The following is a 17,221-nucleotide window of genomic DNA, read 5'->3' as shown; positions in this document are numbered from 1 at the left end:
CAAAATCCTATGCATATCAGGATCCTATTTCTATTTTTAGGCATTCTAATTTTTGAATCTTCTTGTAAAGCCCAGGAGATTAGGGTTTACAAAGAACCAATTTTTGCTAACGATTGGTCCAAACCCAGTATTCATCCGGACAGAATCATCTTAAATCCCGGTCAAAATCCCAGTTCAGAGATGAACGTAACTTGGAGAACGACTACAGAGATAGAGGTTGCCTACGCAGAAATTGCACCTGCTACGGCAGCTCCGAAGTTTTGGAGAAATGCCCAAACTTACACAGCCAAAACCGAAAACTTGAATGCCAAAGAAGTTCCCATGGCAGAAGTGGAGGCAAATTATCATTCTGTGGAATTTAAGAACCTTCAACCAGGACAACTTTATGGCTATAGAGTTGGAGATGGAGAACATTGGTCCGAATGGTTTCAATTTAAAACAGCCTCTGCTGATCCAAAGGAGCGCTTTTCTTTTTTGTATGTAGGAGATGCACAAAATTATATCCTGGAATTATGGGCTAGGTTGATTCGGGAAGGATATAGAAAGGCACCTGATGCAGATTTTATAATCCATGCAGGAGATCTGATCAATTATGCTCATAGAGAACAGGAATGGCATGAATGGTTTACTGCTGGAGGTTTTATCCATAGTATGCTCCCTTCCCTTTCTGTTCCTGGTAATCATGAATACAATTATCTCAATAACTCCAATCGGGAGGCCGGAAGAGCACTTTCCATTCAGTGGAAGCCTCAGTTTACTTTCCCTATAAACGGTCCTGAAGGTTTGGAGGAAACAGCCTATTTTATTGATTATCCTGATGTCAAATTTATCTTCTTGGACTCTAACAGAGATCATGAAAAGCAGGCTGCATGGCTTCGAAACATATTGAAAGAGAATAAAAAGAAATGGACCATTGTATCTTACCACCATCCACTTTTTTCGGCTTCGTCTGGAAGAGATAATGAGGCATTGAGAGCTATTTGGAAGCCTATTTTCGATGAATTTAAGGTAGACTTGGCATTGCAAGGACATGACCATAGCTATGCTCGAGGGAGAGTAAGTCTTGGTGAGAATGTACTGAATGGAACCAACCTGAGAGACCTAACTGGTACAGTTTACGTGGTGTCAGTCAGTGGAGGCAAAATGTATGGCCTTAACCCAAATGCATGGGAAGGAACTGAGGCAGTGAGAGACCGGGCTGCTGAAAACACCCAGTTGTTTCAGCTAATTAGCATTGAGAATAATAGCCTGAAATTTGAATCCTATACAGCTGTAGGAGAACTCTATGATGCTTTTGAATTGGCGAAAAATGAGGATGGAAGCAATACCTTTTTGGAATTGAAAACTGATTTGGGGCCTGAGTATAGATTTGAAAACACTATTCCCTATGAGGATCAGTTGCCTTCTGAAATTGAGTCTAAAATCTTGAAAAAATATTCTGGCTATGAAATTAGGAGGGTGATTTTCAAAGAAGTAGAAGGTCAAACAAGAATTGAACTTCGAATTCAAAAAGGGGAAATTCAGAAAATCCTATTGCTGGATAGCAAAGGAAAAGTCCTCAGCGAAAACTAATCAGAGGTTGGAACAGGACAAAAATCCATTTTTTCAGTTTATCTTGATGAATGATCCTTTAAAAGAATGGATAAGAGAAGAATTACCTTGAAAGATATTGCCCGTGAGTTGGGTATATCTGTTTCTACTGCCTCTAGAGCGCTAAACTCCTATTCTGGGATTTCTGAAGAGACGATTAAATTGGTAAAGGATTATGCTGAAAAGCATAATTATGTTCCAAATAGCATAGCAGTCAATTTCCGAAGAAATAGAACCATGACTTTGGGAATGATCGTACCGGAAGTCGTACACCCATTCTTTTCATCTATTATCAGCGGAGCAATTGCAGCTGCCAATCAACATGGGTACAGGATACTTTTAGGCCAAACCGACGAAAAACTACCGAACGAGAAATTAGCTTGTAGGAGTATGCTTTCAGGAAGTGTGGATGGTTTGTTAATTTCAGTTAGTAATGAAACCAAAGACTTTGAGCATTTGCAGGAATTCATAGATGAAGGTAAACCTGTCATCCAGTTTGATAAGTTTCTGGAAAACTTCCATACACCCAAGGTAATTACGGATGATTATGAAAGTGCCTATGAAGCCGTCAACCATCTCATCAAGAAAGGATATCGAAGAATTGCACACATCAATGGACTCCTTGAGGTAAAGAACTCGATGGATCGCTTAAAAGGATATAAAAAAGCCTTGGAAGATGCCGGTTTGGAATTTAGAGAAGAATGGGTTCCGCATTGCAAAAATATCAGCGAGGAAGAAGGCTACCAGTTTGCTCAAGAACTACTCAACTTACCTCAGCCACCGGATGCCTTTTTTTGTATCACCGACTTGGTGGCATTAGGCGTAATGAATTATCTCAAGTCCCAAGGAATTCAAGTGCCCAAACAAATTGGTGTGATGGGCTTTTCTAACTGGAAAATAGCAGAAGTAATGTCCCCAGGACTAAGTACAGTAGAACAGCATGGCCATCAAATGGGAATGAAAGCAGTGAATCTTTTGGTTCAGCTCCTGAAAGATCAAAGCCTCGGATCCAATGAGACTTACAAAATTGACTCAGATTTAATTATTCGAGAGTCAACTCTAATTTGAGGCTTTACTAGCTTTCAATTACTTCCAAAATCCGAAATCCGAATGGTTCCAGTATCAGGTATTCATCATCTCTCCCCACTTCCAATTCCTGACCTGTCCAATGATCTTTAAACTTCTTTGGGATTACTCCCTGCTCCTTAAAGGCATACCAAGTCAGATAAGCGGCCTCATTCTTAAAATTGAAAACACAGTAAACTTTTTGATCCTCCAAGCTTCTCAAATAAGCAGCAACATGAATATTATGCGGGTACAACCATGTGATATTCTTGTAGTCGCCTATGGCTGGAAGTGTTTTCCGGATTTGAAGTAATTTCTGAGTTCCTGTAAAAACCCTGTTTTCAATACTTCCCTCCTCATTTCTGTTTTCAGCTTTTACCCAATCAATAATTGGTCTATGCATCCAACGGTTGTCATAGCTTTTTGCAGGATCTTTTTCATAGCTATAATCATTAGTATAGCCCAATTCGTCTCCATAGTATAACATAGGTAATCCACCGAGGAAAACAGAATGAGCCTGCATCATCAGAATCTTTTGGATGGCAGAGGCAACTTGGGCATCATCTTTTTCCCAGATAGCCTTTTCCAATCCGCAAAGCGATGCAAGTGTACCTGAAATCCTGGCATCCCCTGTTTTTGGATTGGATGAAAATAAAGCTCCTCTCGCAGGACTATCTGGAAATTTCCCTGAGAAATAATCTTTCAGAAATGTTCTATGTTGGTAAGGATCTTTTCCAGCCTGGGCAATCATATAATCATCATAGCCCAAACCTATATCATCGTGACATCGAGTATAGCTTATCCAGCTTGTTCCGAAAGGCTTTTGCTGAATAATGGATTGAGCGTTCAACATCACCTGAGTTTCTCCTGTGGCCAGCATATCCCATTGCAAAGCCATTTGAGTAGCATTATATGCAAAATCACACTCCTTGCCGGCATTTTCACCTGTCCCAAAATATTCCATGATTTTAGCCGGAGCCACAATTGCTTCTCCAAGCAAGGCCATTCCGGGACTTGCTATCTGTACTGCTTGTTTGATCAATCTCAAAATAGCATGAGCTTGAGGCAAATTTTGACAAGTTGTACCAGTTTCTTTCCAGATAAAAGCAGGGGCATCTATCCTCAATAGATCTACACCAAGATTGGCATAAAAAAAGATCGTATCAAGCATTTCCCTTAATACATGTGGATTCCGATAATTTAAATCCCATTGGTAATTATGGAAAACGGTCATCACCCATTTTTGGCAGTCCTCGGACCAAGTGAAATTGCCTGGTGAGCTTTCCGGAAAAATCTCAGGCATGGCAAGCTCATACTCATTGGGAATCCATCGATTCTCGTACATATAAAAGTAATCCTGATAAAATTTATCCCCGGCTTTTGCCTTCTCTGCCCATTCATGCCTATGAGAAGTATGATTCAATACGATATCCAACATCAGATGCATACCGTTTTTATGCATTTTTTTTCGAAGTGAAAGAAGTTCTTCCAGGGTTCCAAATCGCTCATCCACCTTCCTGAAATCAGAAACTGCATAGCCCCCGTCGCTTTCTCCAGGAGGGCTTTGAAAAAGAGGCATGAGATGGAGGAAATTAACTCCCAGCTGATCGAAGTAGCTTAACTTTTTTTCCATTTTAGAAATGGAACCACAAAACCTATCCACGTACAAACTCATGGCCGCCAAGTCATTGCTCAAAAACCAATGACCTTGCTTCAATTTATCCAAATCCCTTTTTCTAAGATCTTGATCTCGATTTATATAAGCTGAGACCACAGTTTTTAAAAGATCTGAAAAGAAAGCCTGAATAGACTCATTTCTTCCATAAATCTCAAAAAACAGGCTTTTTAACGAGCCTACTCCTTCTTCAAAACGCCGAACAAAATCCTTGTCCTTTTTGACAGCATCTATAGAAAAGTCCTTCAAAATTGAAAGGTCATTACTGGAATTCATCTGTGACATATTAAGTCAAAATCATTAATGCCCTGCGGAGAAACCGCCGGAATTGGTTATTACTTTTTTATTTTCTTTGATATTTAAAGTGGCTAAAGCCGCAATCAGCAGCAAAGCCCCACCAAATACTATGGCCATTCCTGGATCATTTCCCAAGAAGGTTTTAGAGATAAAGCCGAAAGTCAGCGTCTGTAAAATCATAGGAATCACAATCATCATGTTGATTATCCCCATGTAAACCCCATATCGTTCTTTGGGAATTTCATTGACCACCAACAAATAGGGAACCCCCATCATACTAGCCCAGGCGATCCCAAAACCAGTCATTGGTATAAATAAGGCGTATTTATTATCCAGTTGGGGAAAAATCAAGAGCCCTATACCTGCCATGATTAAACAGATAAAATGCACCTTTTTTGGTCCATATTTTTGGGCCATACTTGCCAAAAAGAAGGCTGAAAGGAAGGTCACTATATTATACCATCCGTTCACCAAGCCTGTCCAACCCACAGCTTCCTCATACAGCAACTTATCCCCTGTCGGAGTTGTGTTCCAAACTGATTGAGCAATGCTTTTCGCGGCGTTTTGCCAATAGCAAAAAAGGGCATACCATTGGAAAAGGTAAATAAGTGCCAATTTCCACATCACAGAAGGCATGACCATGATTGATTCGATGATTTCAATGTTTTGGGCAAATAACACCCTTGTCGTCGAGTTTTCTTTTGTTTTTTCCAAGGTTCTTCGAATCAATCCTTTGGCAAAAATTGTAGGAATCAGCAATAGGAAAAAGACCAGATAAGCTACCAAAGTGGTTAGAATGGAAAGAAAAAACTGAATGGCCGGGTGAGGCATACCTTCCGTTCGCTTTTTCAGAGCTTTCAGTTCCTCTTCATCCGGCGGTATTTCTGGTGTTTTTGAAATACTCCACATGACGGTGGTGATAGAGCAAATGGTTCCTAAAAAGAAAGAAGCATATACCCAATAAGGAAGAGAACCTGCTGTTCCGGTGATATATTTTTGAAATACAAAAAGCGAAATATTGGCTAGCGTAATTCCCAGACCGGTAAAAAAGCTTTGGGTCAAGAATCCTGTAGAATACTGCTCATCTGGAAGTTTATCTGCAATCAAGGCCCGATAAGGTTCCATAGCAGTATTGTTTGCAGCATCCAAGACCCATAGCAATCCAGCAGCCATCCAAAGAGAACTACTGAATGGGTACAGGAATAAGGTAATACTACAGAAAAGGGCACCTATGAAAAAAAAGGGCTTTCTTCGACCAAATCTTGGACTCCAGGTATTATCACTCAGTGCACCAATGATCGGCTGGATCAATAAGCCCGTCATCGGCCCTGCAAGGTTCAATATGGGAATTTCATCTGGCGCTGCACCCAGCATATCGTAGATGGGATTGACAGCACTCTGTTGCAAACCAAAACTATATTGAATGCCGAAAAATCCGACATTCATATTAATGATCTGGGAAAAGGACAGGCGTGGTTTTGCCATGGATTATTTTGGGTATGTATTGCTAAAAACCATCTAAAATCCCGCAGGATTTTAAAATAGGTCATCTAACATACAAACTTTATCCTTCCGAAAATCAGCCTTTCAAAAGAAAATACAGGGAATATCTATGCAAACGGTTGATTATTTTGACAAGCCTAAAAATCTGATGATTTTCAGATTGCTTAATGTCTTTCCCCGGAAAGCACTTTAAAGACATGCAAAACTGCTGGAAAGACTGCATCCATAGATTCTCTGGCTCCAGCAGATGAACCCGGCAGTGCCAACACTAAACTTTGGTCTATCACTCCAGCTAAAGAGCGGGATAAAAAGGCTGTTGGAACTCGCTCCTGACCATAATTCCTTATGGTTTCTTCAATTCCCGGAATTTTTCTAGTCAATAAGGATTCCAAAGCGTCCGGAGTCACATCCCTTGGTGATAAGCCTGTTCCTCCCGAGAAAATGATTAAGTCTATTCCTTCGTCAGCGTATTTTTTTGCTAGACTTTGGATCTTTTCTTTTTCGTCAGGAATGATTTCATAGGCAGGTACTTGGACGCCAAAGCTGCTGAGTTTATCCTGAATAATCTTACCCGATTTATCCTCGCCTTTTCCTTGAGAGATGGTATCCGAACAAACAATCACAGCGCCTTTGAGATGAGAAAAGTCCTTAGAATTAAAGTCTGACTTACCTCCTTTCTTTTCAACCAATCGAATTTTTTCAATACTGATTCCTTTGTCCAATGGCTTAAGCATATCATACATGGTGAGCGCAACTACCGAGGCCGTGTGCATGGCCTCCACCTCCACACCTGTTTTGTAAATAGTATGAATCTCTACCAAAATCCGAATCTCCTCATCTCCTATTTCATAGGATACACCTGTAAACTCTATTGGCAAAGGGTGACAATCAGGGATCATATCCGCTGTTCTTTTTGCTGCAAAAAGCCCTGCGGTTTTAGCCATTTCAAGCACATCACCTTTAGGTACTTTTCTATCCTTTACAGCCTGAATTGTTTCAGGCTTGGACACTTTTACAGTGGCTTCTGCTATAGCTTTTCTCAGAGTAGAACTCTTGTGGGTAATATCAATCATGTTTGGTTTCCGGTAGTTTTTGAGAGGACTTCATATCCTGGATGAAATCTTTTAAGTGCTCGATTTCAACGTGGTCCATTAAGACAATTTTATACCACTCATTATCCTCAGAATGAGATTGAGGAACGAGGTTATATTTATGGGCAATTGAGTCTGGTACAGCCTCTGCCCTGAGTGTAACTATATTCATTTCAGGCTCTCTGAAAAAGGGAATCCCCAACTCATTCAGATGCCTGCATAGCCAGTTTGTTCTCATCTTTAAGACAGAGATTTTTTCAAACCATTTGTGTGGCCCATAGGTGGTTAGAATAGTCCAGACAGCCACCGCATTAGCCCCTGAACGGCTCCCGCAAAGCGTTAAGTCCATACCCTCAACATACTGAGCCTCTTTGGTTAATACATTTTCAATTAAACCTTTTCTACAAACAAAAATCCCCGTTCCATAGGGTGCTTGAAGCATCTTGTGGGCATCGATAGTTAGGGAAGAGATATCTGGATTTTGAAAAGTAATTTGGTTTTCACCTTCTGAGAAGGGATATACAAAGCCACCATAAGCACCGTCAATATGAAGTCTAAATGGCACTTGAAACTCCTTCAAAACATCCGCCATTGGTACTGGATCATCCACGGATCCAAACATGGTGGTCCCCATGTTTGCGATGGCAATAAAGTATTTTTTTCCTTTAGAAATCGCATCTCTTACTTCCCTTTCCAGATCTGCTTTCGACATGTCTCTTGTCTCTGCTTGCACAGGTACTTTAACCCAATCAAGCATTAATAAATTTCCAGCTTTTGGAATGGAATAGTGTGTATCTTCAGAAGCTAAAATAGCAATCTCATCGATCTTAGCTCCATACTTTTGAATGAATTCGTTTCTATAAATCCAAAGGGCCTGAATATTTGCCTCAGTACCTCCGGGAGAAATATATCCATCAAAGCTACCTTCTTCAATTTTGAACAAGTCCACCGCAATCATATTGAGGACTTCCCTCTCCAGTTCTTGAGTACCTTTGAAAGCAAACTCTGAAGTTCCAAAGGTGTGGCAGCCAATATGGTTTGGGTTGGCTATGTAGGTATTCAAAACAGGCATTTCTCTCAAAAAAAGAGATTCATTGGCAAATACCTTTTCATCCAATTTAGATGCAGGATATCCCAGGTTGGCATCCTTGGAGAAATCAACATTTTGTTTCAAAGCTCTCTGAACTCGTTCCAAGCGCTGTTCCGAGTTCAGCTTTTTCCAAAATTTCATGTCAATATGCATAGGGCTGATTTGGGTTTATTTAACTATTCTTTTTCCAAACATGCTCTTCAGAATCCAGAATTTCTTTTCCCCAAACTGGTAATTCGGCTTTGATGCGCTCAACCAACTCACTGCAGGCTTCGATAGCGGCTTTTCTGTGTTTGGAAGATGTAAATACAAACAGACATATCTCCCCTACTTTCACTTCGCCTAAACTATGGTAAATATGCATGCAGGTCAGTGGGTACTTAGCGAAAACTGCTTCTCTGATTTCAAAAGCTTTTTGAAGAGCCATTTCTTCATAGGCAGTGTATTCTATGGCAACCACTTCTCCTTTCTCTTTTTGATCCGCCCTTACTTGACCTAAAAAAATGGAGTGTCCACCTATTTCAGTTTTGGTACTATGATTCGCAATAGAATTGGCAATTTTTTCAGGAGAAATTGCTCCCTGTACAAATATATTTTTGGGGGTTCTTATCTTGTCCATAAGATTAATTTTTCGGATAGGCATTCACGCCTCCACGAATTGATATAAATTCTTTTTGAGGAAACTTCTCTTTCAGCTTTACAGCTGCTTTTTGGCTTCTGATTCCGCTTTGGCAATAAACAAAAACCTGATCAGAATTGAATTGAACCTGATTTAAATCATAAAATTCACTCATTGGGATTTCTATTAGGTTTTCCAAATTCAATTTAGGCATTTCATGACTTTCTCTGACATCCAGCCACTGGACTTTGGATGATTTAAGTCCTTCCTCCCAACTGATAATTGGAATCCCTGAGCATAAAAACTCATAATCCAATTGCTCCAATTCCTTTTTTGATTTTGGAATTAAGTTTCTGGCCACTGCATTTGGCTTTAAATCCAAAAAATATTGTTGGTAAGTTTTGCTGTCGAAAAATAAAACCCGATTCCTGAGAGCTTCCGCGTATCCTGTGATGACTTTGATGCTCTCCGTAGCCATTAAAGTTCCGATCAAACCCGGAAGAACCCCCAAAACACCAGTTTCTGAGCAATTGGGAACTTCCATTGAGGAAGGGGGATTGGGAAATAGATCCCGGTAGTTACAAGAATTTTCGCCAAGGTTGAATACAGAGACCTGACCTTCATGTCTAAAAATTGCTCCAAATACCAGAGGCTTATGGAGCTGGAAGCAAACATCATTGACTAGATATCGAGTAGGGAAATTATCTGTCCCGTCTATTACCAGATCGTATTGCGAGATAACTTCAAAGGCGTTTTTTGGGTTTAGAAAAAAGGGATAGACTTCAAGCTTTATATCTGAATACTTTTTATTAATAATTCTGCTAGCTACCTCAGTCTTCAATTCCCCTACATGATTTTCACCATAGAGGGTTTGCCGGTTTAAATTAGAAATCGATACCAAATCCCCGTCAACCAACCCGATTTTCCCAACTCCTGCAGCAGCCAAATAATTTAAGATTGGGCATCCAAGACCTCCAAGCCCTATTAATAGTACCGAGGCATTTTGGAGTTTGGTCTGACCTTCTGGACCAATTTCCTTAAGAATTACTTGGCGTTCGAAGCGATCCATAATCAACCTCCTGAGAATGGAGGTAAAAGGGCAACTTCCCTAGCTCCATCGATTTTTTGATTTTCAGATACCAACTCTTTGTCAACAGCCAAACTGAATTTCATCCCCTCCAATCCTGGGTATCTTTCTTTAAGAATAGCTAACAGCTCCTGGGTATTAGAGACAGAATCCATCCAAATTTCTGATTGGCCAATTTCTTCTGCCACCATCCCGAATGCTTTAATAATAAGTTTCTCAGCCATAATTCAATTTACGAAATGCATTAAGAAAGAATCAATTTCACAGAGGCAAATAATAATACCGCTGCCAACATATACTTCAACACCTTAACAGAGAACCGCTTGGCACCCAAATAAGCTCCAAGAGCACCTCCAAAAACTGTCAAAGGTATCAAAACCCAAAGTTCTTGGGAAACTGTAATCTCATAGGTAGCTGCTCCTACAAAACCTGCTACTGAGTTTAAAAAGATAAACAGAGCACTTAAAGCGGCAGTTTCCTTTACTCCAGCCCAACCCAACATCAAAATTATTGGAGTAAGAATTATTCCTCCTCCTATCCCTATCATTCCTGAAACAAAGCCTATCAAAATTCCCAAAACCGGAGCCATCCACCATTTTCTTTGTACCTGTTCATCCTTTGAAATTGGGAAAACACCCCCAAATTTTAATACAGGGAAAATCAACAAAAAGCCCAAGACTTTCTTATAAACCGTCGCATCTAATAATATTGTACCTCCCAAATAAGCTGCTGGAATAGAAAATAAAATCAGGGATAAAAACAGTTGCATAGGAAAAACACCTGCTTTCCTATAATTCAGGTAGGCAACCATGGAAACCATCATATTTAAAATCAATGCTGTTGGACGGATTTCCTCCGGAGCAAAACCTAGCAGTGCTAAAATCATCAAATAAGAACTAGCTCCACCATGGCCTACTGAAGCATATAGAAATGCAGCAAATGGCATAAGGAAAAACAGGGCATAGTACATCCAAGTTTCCATTACCAAAGATAAAATTTGATGGTTTGTCCAGCTTTGATAAAAGTGGTTTCCTCGGGGATTTCAGCAAATCCATCAGCAGTACCGAAGGATATCAGATTGAAAGACTCTTGCCCACTCAGAATATGAATTTTTCCATCTTCTACTTTGGCCTTAAGAAACTGAGTTAAAGGAATAGGCTTCTCAAAGTCATCCGAAACTGGTAACTCAACAAATGAATCCCAAGCCTCTGAATTCCCTTTCCAAGACTCAATTACCGGCTTGACATAGTTCAAAAAACAAGATAAAACAGACGCAGGATTACCCGGAAGTGCAAAAACCAATTTCTCCTTTTTCATTCCAGCGTAAAGGGGTTTTCCAGGCCTTTGCTTCACCTTGTAAAACAGTGGTTCAACTTGATGAAATTCCAAAGCCTCTTTTACAAAATCGTAGTCTCCTACAGAAATTCCCCCTGTAATTAAAACCAAATCAGACTGCGCTAAGGCCTTAGATATGATATCTTGAACAGCCTTTTTTTCATCGCGAACTTGCCAATGCTGAATATCTCTTATTCCTAGACCTTTTAACCAAACGTCCAATGCGGGGCCATTTGCATTATAAATTTGACCCTTATTCAAAATTTCTCCGAGGTTTTTTATTTCATTTCCGGTGATCAAAATACTTACTTTCGGAGGCTGAAAAACAGGAATTTCACCTACGCCAACAGAAGCCAACAAACTGATTAGACCTGGGGTTATTTTAGCTCCAGCCTCAGCAACCAAGTCTCCTTTTTTGCATTGACTTCCTTGGTATCGGACATGCTGTCCCTGAATCGCATCTTCTGGATTAAAATTAATTTTAGCGCCATTCTTTTCCACCTTTTCCTGCATAATCACAGAGTCCGCACCTTTTGGCAAAGGTGCACCGGTGAAGATCCGAATACATTGACCATATTTTAATTTTTGAGAATAATATCCACCAGCGGCTGATTCACCTACTATTTCCAATTCTTTGAGTCCCTCTTCCCATTTAAAGGCATATCCATCCATAGCGGAATTGTCAAATGAAGGAACGTCCATCAAGGATCTTACCTGATCTCCTAGGAATAAGCCTTCAGACTCAGAGAGAGGAATTAATTGAGACCTTTTATTCAAAGGGATATTTTGAAGAATTCTTTTTGCCTCAGAAACTGAAATCATCTCACCCTCCGATTTTGATCATACTTCTATTTTCGATTTTATCAGCTTGGGTAAGTTGATAATCCGCAGAAAACTGCCCTCCTAAAATTGCGTGTTTCTTTGCCAAAGACTCATGAATCAAAGATTTCACATCTTCCCCATTTCTTAATCTACCCAGCAAATCCAGCTCATCTTTTCCGAAAAGGCAATTCTTTATCTTCCCATCGGCAGTTAATCTTAACCTGTTGCAACTGCCACAAAAATGCTCACTCATGGTGGTAATAAAAGCGAAGGTTCCAGCATAACCCGACACTTTATATTTTTTGGCTGTGCTGTGTGGTTTATCGGTCAGTTTTTTGAAGTCCAACTTAGATCCTGCAATTTTCAACATCTCTCCGGCCGTCAGGACTTTTTTGCTGTCCCAGCTATTTCCCTGAAAAGGCATAAACTCGATGAATCGTATGTGAAGAGGATATTTTTTGGTCAATTGTATAAAATCTACCAACTCATCTTCAATCTGACCCAGCATGGCCACAGCATTGATTTTAACACGAAAGCCTTCCTCCAAGAGTAGCATAATACTATCCCAAACTTGCTGAAATTGATCTCTCCGCGTCAACCTTTTAAATTTCTCGGGGCTCAAGGTGTCCAAGCTCACATTGATCGACTTAACGCCGGATTCCTTCAAAAGGTCAATATATTTTGGAACCAGTATCCCATTCGTTGTCAAAGACAATTCTACCGGAAGCTTACTGAGCCTTTGAATAATATCACCAGCATCTTTTCTAACCAGGGGCTCTCCACCCGTCAATCGGATTTTGGTAACGCCAAGTTCTACAAAAACCTCAGCCAACTCTACAATTTCATCAGCACTCATCAATCTGGATTGTGGCATCCACTCCATTTCCTCCTGGGGCATACAATAGGTGCAACGGAAATTGCAATTGTCCGTCAGGGAAATTCTCAGGTAATTGTGAATACGTCCAAAATTGTCTTTGAGCATGCCGTGATTTTATTCTAATATTAGAAAGATTGAAATGCTTTCTCCACCCTCTTTCTACAAATGGAGACTTTATTTTTCTAACGTAATTTAATTCAATTAGCTCGGTAAAAGCTGATTTTCTCCAGATTCTTGACTCAGGCCCCTTTTCTGAATTGAGTTGGACTTGAATTGACCTGCTTTTTGAAGAAATTATTGAAGTGAGTTACTTCGTTGAATCCTAAAGCGAAGGCAATCTCAGACACGTTCCAATTACTTTGTTTCAAAAGGATTTTAGATTCCTGCACCAATCTATCGGCAATCAACTGAGAAGTAGTTTTTCCCGTCATCTCTTTCACAGCGCGATTGAGATGATTGACATGGATGTTGAGTTGATTGGCAAATTCTGAGGGAGTTCTCATTTGAATACTGGAGTGGCTTTCATCTACTGGGAACTGCCTTTCCAAAAGCTCCAGAAATATGGAAGCTATTCTCAAAGATGCGTTCCCGTGAAGAGTAGTTTGCAAGTCTGCTGGTTGCAGCTTCATCCCGAAATGAATCAGTTCGGACACCAAATTCCGAATACGGTCATACTTGTATTTGTACTCTGAATTAAACTCACCTTGCATCGTTTCAAAAATAGCCTCTACTTCTTGAGCCTCTTCATCACTTAACTCAAAAACATGAGTTCCATTTGGGTGGAAAACCTCATACTGCTGAATTTGGCCATAATTCATAAAGAAATGAGGATTGAAAATACAATATATCCCAGTAGTATGAGCTCCTATGTGATCCCATTTATAAGGAACCATGGGATTAGAAAAGGACAGTGCCTGTTTTTTGACCTCATACACTCTGTCAGCGTAATGAACTGTGCTAGCACCTTTGACAAGCATGACTTTGTAAAAATCCCTTCTCCTGTAGGGAACACTTTTTAGCTTTCCTTCTAAATAGGGTTCAAGTCTGAAAATATTAAAATGCCCGAAATCCTTTTTTAGGCTTTCCGGAATCCAATTGAATTTACGTTTATAAAATTCCTCTAAGGTCTCTGACTTTTCCATTTTGTTATTTTTTAGCGTAGGTATTTTTAAAAGTGTAAAGCAAGCTCATGTTCCAAACCAAATCATCTCCAGCTACCTGTGACTTAATTTTTTGATTAAAAAAGGTTTGAAATGAAATTGGAAACTCGTCTTTGCTGAATGTAAAACTTGAATTGATATAAGTTCCAGAATTTTCATCCACACTGAGAAAGAAGAGTTGCGGGTTAATTCGCAAGGAGAAGTCTCCTCCTAATCTGATATTGGAAATCACAGTATTCAAAGCTACAAAATCACTGTTTTTTGGTCCTGTTGGATTAAAGCCTGTTCCATGAAGATAATAAATACCCATGCTAAGTTTATTGCTGAATTTATAGCTTTGATTGATCTCCCCTGCAAGGAATCTATTGGCTACAAACATCCTTTGAACTTCTCCATCCACTACTACCTCCCTATCCTGAAAGAGAAATGCAGGATGCGCACCGGCAGTCAAGGAAAATTTCTTGTCTTTGATGATTTTATATCTCCACCAAAGAATAAATGACCAAGGCTTTTCATTCATTCCGAATCGAAACATAGGATCAAAAGAAAGTCTCTCTCCTCCTACACTGAGGTCGAAGAAGGCAGCAGGCTTTCCTAAGTTAAATGCAGGAATTATTGAGACGCCATTATTAGTCGCTGTGATAGTTCCACTGAAATGGCGAATCGGTGATTGAGATTCAACTGGATTTTCCTGAGAAAAGGAAGGACCTTGGAGTAAAACCAAACTCAGAATCAAAATCTGAATTTTCGTAATTGATTTCATTGAACTTTTCAAAGTGAGGGTAATTAGGCAATTGAGAAATTAGTCTTACAAATGTCTAAATTTTATCAATTAATTTATAATGAAAATCAAATAGATGATTACAAAATTCAAACATTGAATAGCTATAAGAGAAAAATAAATTTATTGAAAAAATCAATTTATCAATAAAATTACCGAGAAAAAACCCCTTGAAATATGTTTGAAAAGCGTAAGTATTTATTTGATAATGATTAATTATAACGCTAAAAATCAATTAATTTTGAATTAATTATTTCACTAATTGATATCCAATGATGGATTTGTATAAACTCAGGACACAAGGAAACAATCTTAACCCTTGCGACAAAAAGTTTTCAGTGAATTATAAAAATGAAACCTAATCTTGCATGAAATTAAAAGATTTGAAAAATCAAACCGATTCTTTTTAGGCTGAGTTCCTAATTGTACCTTACTAAGATTCTTACTTTAAAAAATACCTAACAAAAACACTATTAATATGAAAAACTATATCATTCCATTTGTCTTATTTATTGGCCTTCATTTTTCTGTTTTAGCTCAAAATCAGCCAGACCAAGCCTCTGAAAAGGAAGTTTATGAACTCTCCATGAACAAGTGGAAATGGATGGCAGAAAAGGACATTACTCAATTAAAGCCCCTTTTTCACCCTGAAGCCAAGTTTGTGCATATGAGCGGAACCTGGACTACGGAACGGGAATTGGAAATCATTGAATCAGGAAGTATCTGGTATAAAAATGCAAAAGTACATGATACTGCAGTGGAGCTGTTCGGAAATACAGCATTGGTCTGGAATAGAATCACTTTAACAGCCGAAGTTAGAGGGAATGATGTAGTAACAGAATTTACCGTGACTGAGGTATATCAAAAAGATAATTCAGGTTGGAAAATGCTTGCATTGACCTTTAGCAGTGTAAGAGACACCCATCAAATTGAGAAGTAAGGACTATTGTGACTTACAAAAATTAATAAATTAGAAGGCTTATCAAGTATTCTTTAGTTAATTTGCGGTAATTAGCAAATATGAATATCCGCTTTCTTACCAATATATAGAATAACATGGCTTAAAATTAGCCCAAAGGATCAGAATCCGGAAGATTCGCGGCAGCCATGGTTGGGTTATCGATCGCCTGTGCTGAGCGAAGTCGAAGTATCCAAGCGGTCAAGCAAAGAATATATGGTAAGTGGTAAGATTGCGGATAATCAGATTAGTAAAATCCCAATCACTGATGAAATACCTGATTACTTTATTGTTAGCCTTATGTTCCAATTTTGTTTTGGCCCAAGTTCAGATAGTGGCAGAACAAGACCAAAACCGTGACCTTACTTTACTGGGTTTAAACAGCGATAAAATCCCTTACACCATAAGAATAGAATTCATTCTTTTAGAAAATCTTGAATCTTTGGAGGGAGACATTCTTTTCAAAACTGCTAACCCCGGAAAAAGCACTTTAGTGAAGCTTCAATCCATTTATTCTAATGAAAAAACCGGTTTTCGGTATAATACCAAACTATTCAAAGGAGATATATTTCAGAGACCACTTTACAAAACGATATATCTTCCGCCGGTTGAAGAAGGAACAAAATTTAATATGAGACCACTGAGATTTGAGTCTCATCCTTCTCAGAATTCAGGTTTAAATACATATACAGGCTCATTATTTCTTTTTGAAAAAGCAGTAGCAATCTGTGCCCCACGGAAGGGAATAGTTTCAGAGATTAAAATGGACCGAGGGGCTTTGGCTTCCGGACCTTCAAATTTTGAATCAGAAAATTTCATAGAAATTTATCACGAGGATGGGAGTTTCAGCAGATTAAGTGGGCTTCAAAAAAATTCAGCCAAAGTTGAAATAGGTGACACAGTATTTCCAGGACAGGAAATAGCTGAATCAGCGATCGATCCGAATCAGAACTTGCATCATGTCAAAATGATTCAAAGTCATTGGGAGATGAGCGAAAGCGGAATGCTTTGGGTGAATTTTCCGGTTGTCATTTTTTCTGAACAAAAAAATATTTCAAGTGACCAAGATGCAGAGGATATTCTAGCTAAACATCCGGAAAACATTATTCAACTAGAAATGGATAAAAAAGAGCTTAAGAAATATTCAAAAAAATAAATCTGATCTCTTGAGTAAAAAATGATTATCCCTCTCAGAACGAAGGTTTTTTCCTTAGAAAAACATTTGAAATCAATCAATCTGTTTTGCTCATAAATTATTTTTAAACCTTACA

16 protein-coding genes are annotated in these 17,221 nt (G+C 39.1%); 4 read left to right on the top strand and 12 right to left on the bottom strand.

Annotation, left to right across the window (positions count from 1 at the left end):
* Nucleotides 1-9 precede the first annotated feature (9 nt).
* The gene (locus tag GYM62_RS04675) at nucleotides 10-1,572 is read left to right on the top strand and encodes a metallophosphoesterase family protein (protein WP_219958518.1); all 1,563 of its coding nucleotides are present in this window, start codon (nucleotides 10-12) and stop codon (nucleotides 1,570-1,572) included.
* Nucleotides 1,573-1,638: 66 nt separating this feature from the next.
* The gene (locus GYM62_RS04670; RefSeq protein ID WP_219958517.1) at nucleotides 1,639-2,658 is read left to right on the top strand and encodes a LacI family DNA-binding transcriptional regulator; all 1,020 of its coding nucleotides are present in this window, start codon (nucleotides 1,639-1,641) and stop codon (nucleotides 2,656-2,658) included.
* A 7-nt stretch (nucleotides 2,659-2,665) separates the two neighbouring features.
* On the opposite strand, the gene GYM62_RS04665 is transcribed toward GYM62_RS04670, so the two are convergent.
* The 12 genes from GYM62_RS04665 to GYM62_RS04610 all read right to left on the bottom strand — a co-directional run bounded on the left by GYM62_RS04665 (nucleotide 2,666) and on the right by GYM62_RS04610 (nucleotide 14,974).
* Nucleotides 2,666-4,606 (bottom strand): alpha-amylase family glycosyl hydrolase, encoded by a 1,941-nt coding sequence (locus GYM62_RS04665; RefSeq protein WP_219958516.1) that lies wholly within the window; start codon nucleotides 4,604-4,606, stop codon nucleotides 2,666-2,668.
* Between the two features lie 24 nt (nucleotides 4,607-4,630).
* Nucleotides 4,631-6,112 (bottom strand): MFS transporter, encoded by a 1,482-nt coding sequence (locus GYM62_RS04660; RefSeq protein WP_219958515.1) that lies wholly within the window; start codon nucleotides 6,110-6,112, stop codon nucleotides 4,631-4,633.
* A 182-nt stretch (nucleotides 6,113-6,294) separates the two neighbouring features.
* Nucleotides 6,295-7,203 (bottom strand): bifunctional molybdenum cofactor biosynthesis protein MoaC/MoaB, encoded by a 909-nt coding sequence (gene moaCB, locus GYM62_RS04655; protein WP_219958514.1) that lies wholly within the window; start codon nucleotides 7,201-7,203, stop codon nucleotides 6,295-6,297.
* Nucleotides 7,196-8,464, bottom strand: a complete 1,269-nt coding sequence (locus GYM62_RS04650; RefSeq protein ID WP_255590553.1) for a pyridoxal-dependent decarboxylase — start codon at nucleotides 8,462-8,464, stop codon at nucleotides 7,196-7,198. The genes moaCB and GYM62_RS04650 overlap by 8 nt, the downstream gene beginning before the upstream one ends.
* 19 nt (nucleotides 8,465-8,483) lie before the next feature.
* On the bottom strand, nucleotides 8,484-8,930 hold the full coding sequence (locus GYM62_RS04645; protein WP_219958513.1) for a molybdenum cofactor biosynthesis protein MoaE: 447 nt from the start codon (nucleotides 8,928-8,930) through the stop codon (nucleotides 8,484-8,486).
* Between the two features lie 4 nt (nucleotides 8,931-8,934).
* Complete coding sequence (locus GYM62_RS04640; protein WP_219958512.1) at nucleotides 8,935-9,999, bottom strand: HesA/MoeB/ThiF family protein; 1,065 nt, start codon at nucleotides 9,997-9,999, stop codon at nucleotides 8,935-8,937.
* A gap of 2 nt (nucleotides 10,000-10,001) precedes the next feature.
* Nucleotides 10,002-10,241: a MoaD/ThiS family protein gene (locus tag GYM62_RS04635; protein WP_219958511.1), complete on the bottom strand. Its 240-nt coding sequence runs from the start codon at nucleotides 10,239-10,241 to the stop codon at nucleotides 10,002-10,004.
* 20 nt (nucleotides 10,242-10,261) lie between these two features.
* Nucleotides 10,262-10,999 (bottom strand): sulfite exporter TauE/SafE family protein, encoded by a 738-nt coding sequence (locus GYM62_RS04630; RefSeq protein ID WP_255590552.1) that lies wholly within the window; start codon nucleotides 10,997-10,999, stop codon nucleotides 10,262-10,264.
* Complete coding sequence (locus GYM62_RS04625; RefSeq protein WP_219958510.1) at nucleotides 10,999-12,174, bottom strand: molybdopterin molybdotransferase MoeA; 1,176 nt, start codon at nucleotides 12,172-12,174, stop codon at nucleotides 10,999-11,001. Before GYM62_RS04625 ends, GYM62_RS04630 begins: the two co-directional genes overlap by 1 nt.
* A gap of 1 nt (nucleotide 12,175) precedes the next feature.
* Complete coding sequence (gene moaA, locus GYM62_RS04620; protein WP_219958509.1) at nucleotides 12,176-13,156, bottom strand: GTP 3',8-cyclase MoaA; 981 nt, start codon at nucleotides 13,154-13,156, stop codon at nucleotides 12,176-12,178.
* 134 nt (nucleotides 13,157-13,290) lie between these two features.
* The gene (locus GYM62_RS04615; RefSeq protein WP_219958508.1) at nucleotides 13,291-14,193 is read right to left on the bottom strand and encodes an AraC family transcriptional regulator; all 903 of its coding nucleotides are present in this window, start codon (nucleotides 14,191-14,193) and stop codon (nucleotides 13,291-13,293) included.
* Between the two features lie 4 nt (nucleotides 14,194-14,197).
* A complete protein-coding gene (locus GYM62_RS04610) occupies nucleotides 14,198-14,974 on the bottom strand; it encodes a hypothetical protein (protein WP_219958507.1) in 777 nt (258 codons plus the stop codon).
* Nucleotides 14,975-15,470: 496 nt separating this feature from the next.
* Here GYM62_RS04610 and GYM62_RS04605 point away from each other — a divergent pair, with 496 nt between their 5' ends.
* Nucleotides 15,471-15,932: a nuclear transport factor 2 family protein gene (locus GYM62_RS04605; protein WP_219958506.1), complete on the top strand. Its 462-nt coding sequence runs from the start codon at nucleotides 15,471-15,473 to the stop codon at nucleotides 15,930-15,932.
* A gap of 286 nt (nucleotides 15,933-16,218) precedes the next feature.
* On the top strand, nucleotides 16,219-17,106 hold the full coding sequence (locus GYM62_RS04600) for a M23 family metallopeptidase (protein ID WP_219958505.1): 888 nt from the start codon (nucleotides 16,219-16,221) through the stop codon (nucleotides 17,104-17,106).
* Nucleotides 17,107-17,221: the final 115 nt, after the last annotated feature.

It is taken from the genome of Algoriphagus sp. NBT04N3, assembly GCF_019443765.1.
GTDB classification, from domain to species: domain Bacteria; phylum Bacteroidota; class Bacteroidia; order Cytophagales; family Cyclobacteriaceae; genus Algoriphagus; species Algoriphagus ornithinivorans.
The sequence above is the reverse complement of the archived record's forward strand: the minus strand, read 5'-3'. Positions and strand labels throughout refer to the sequence as shown.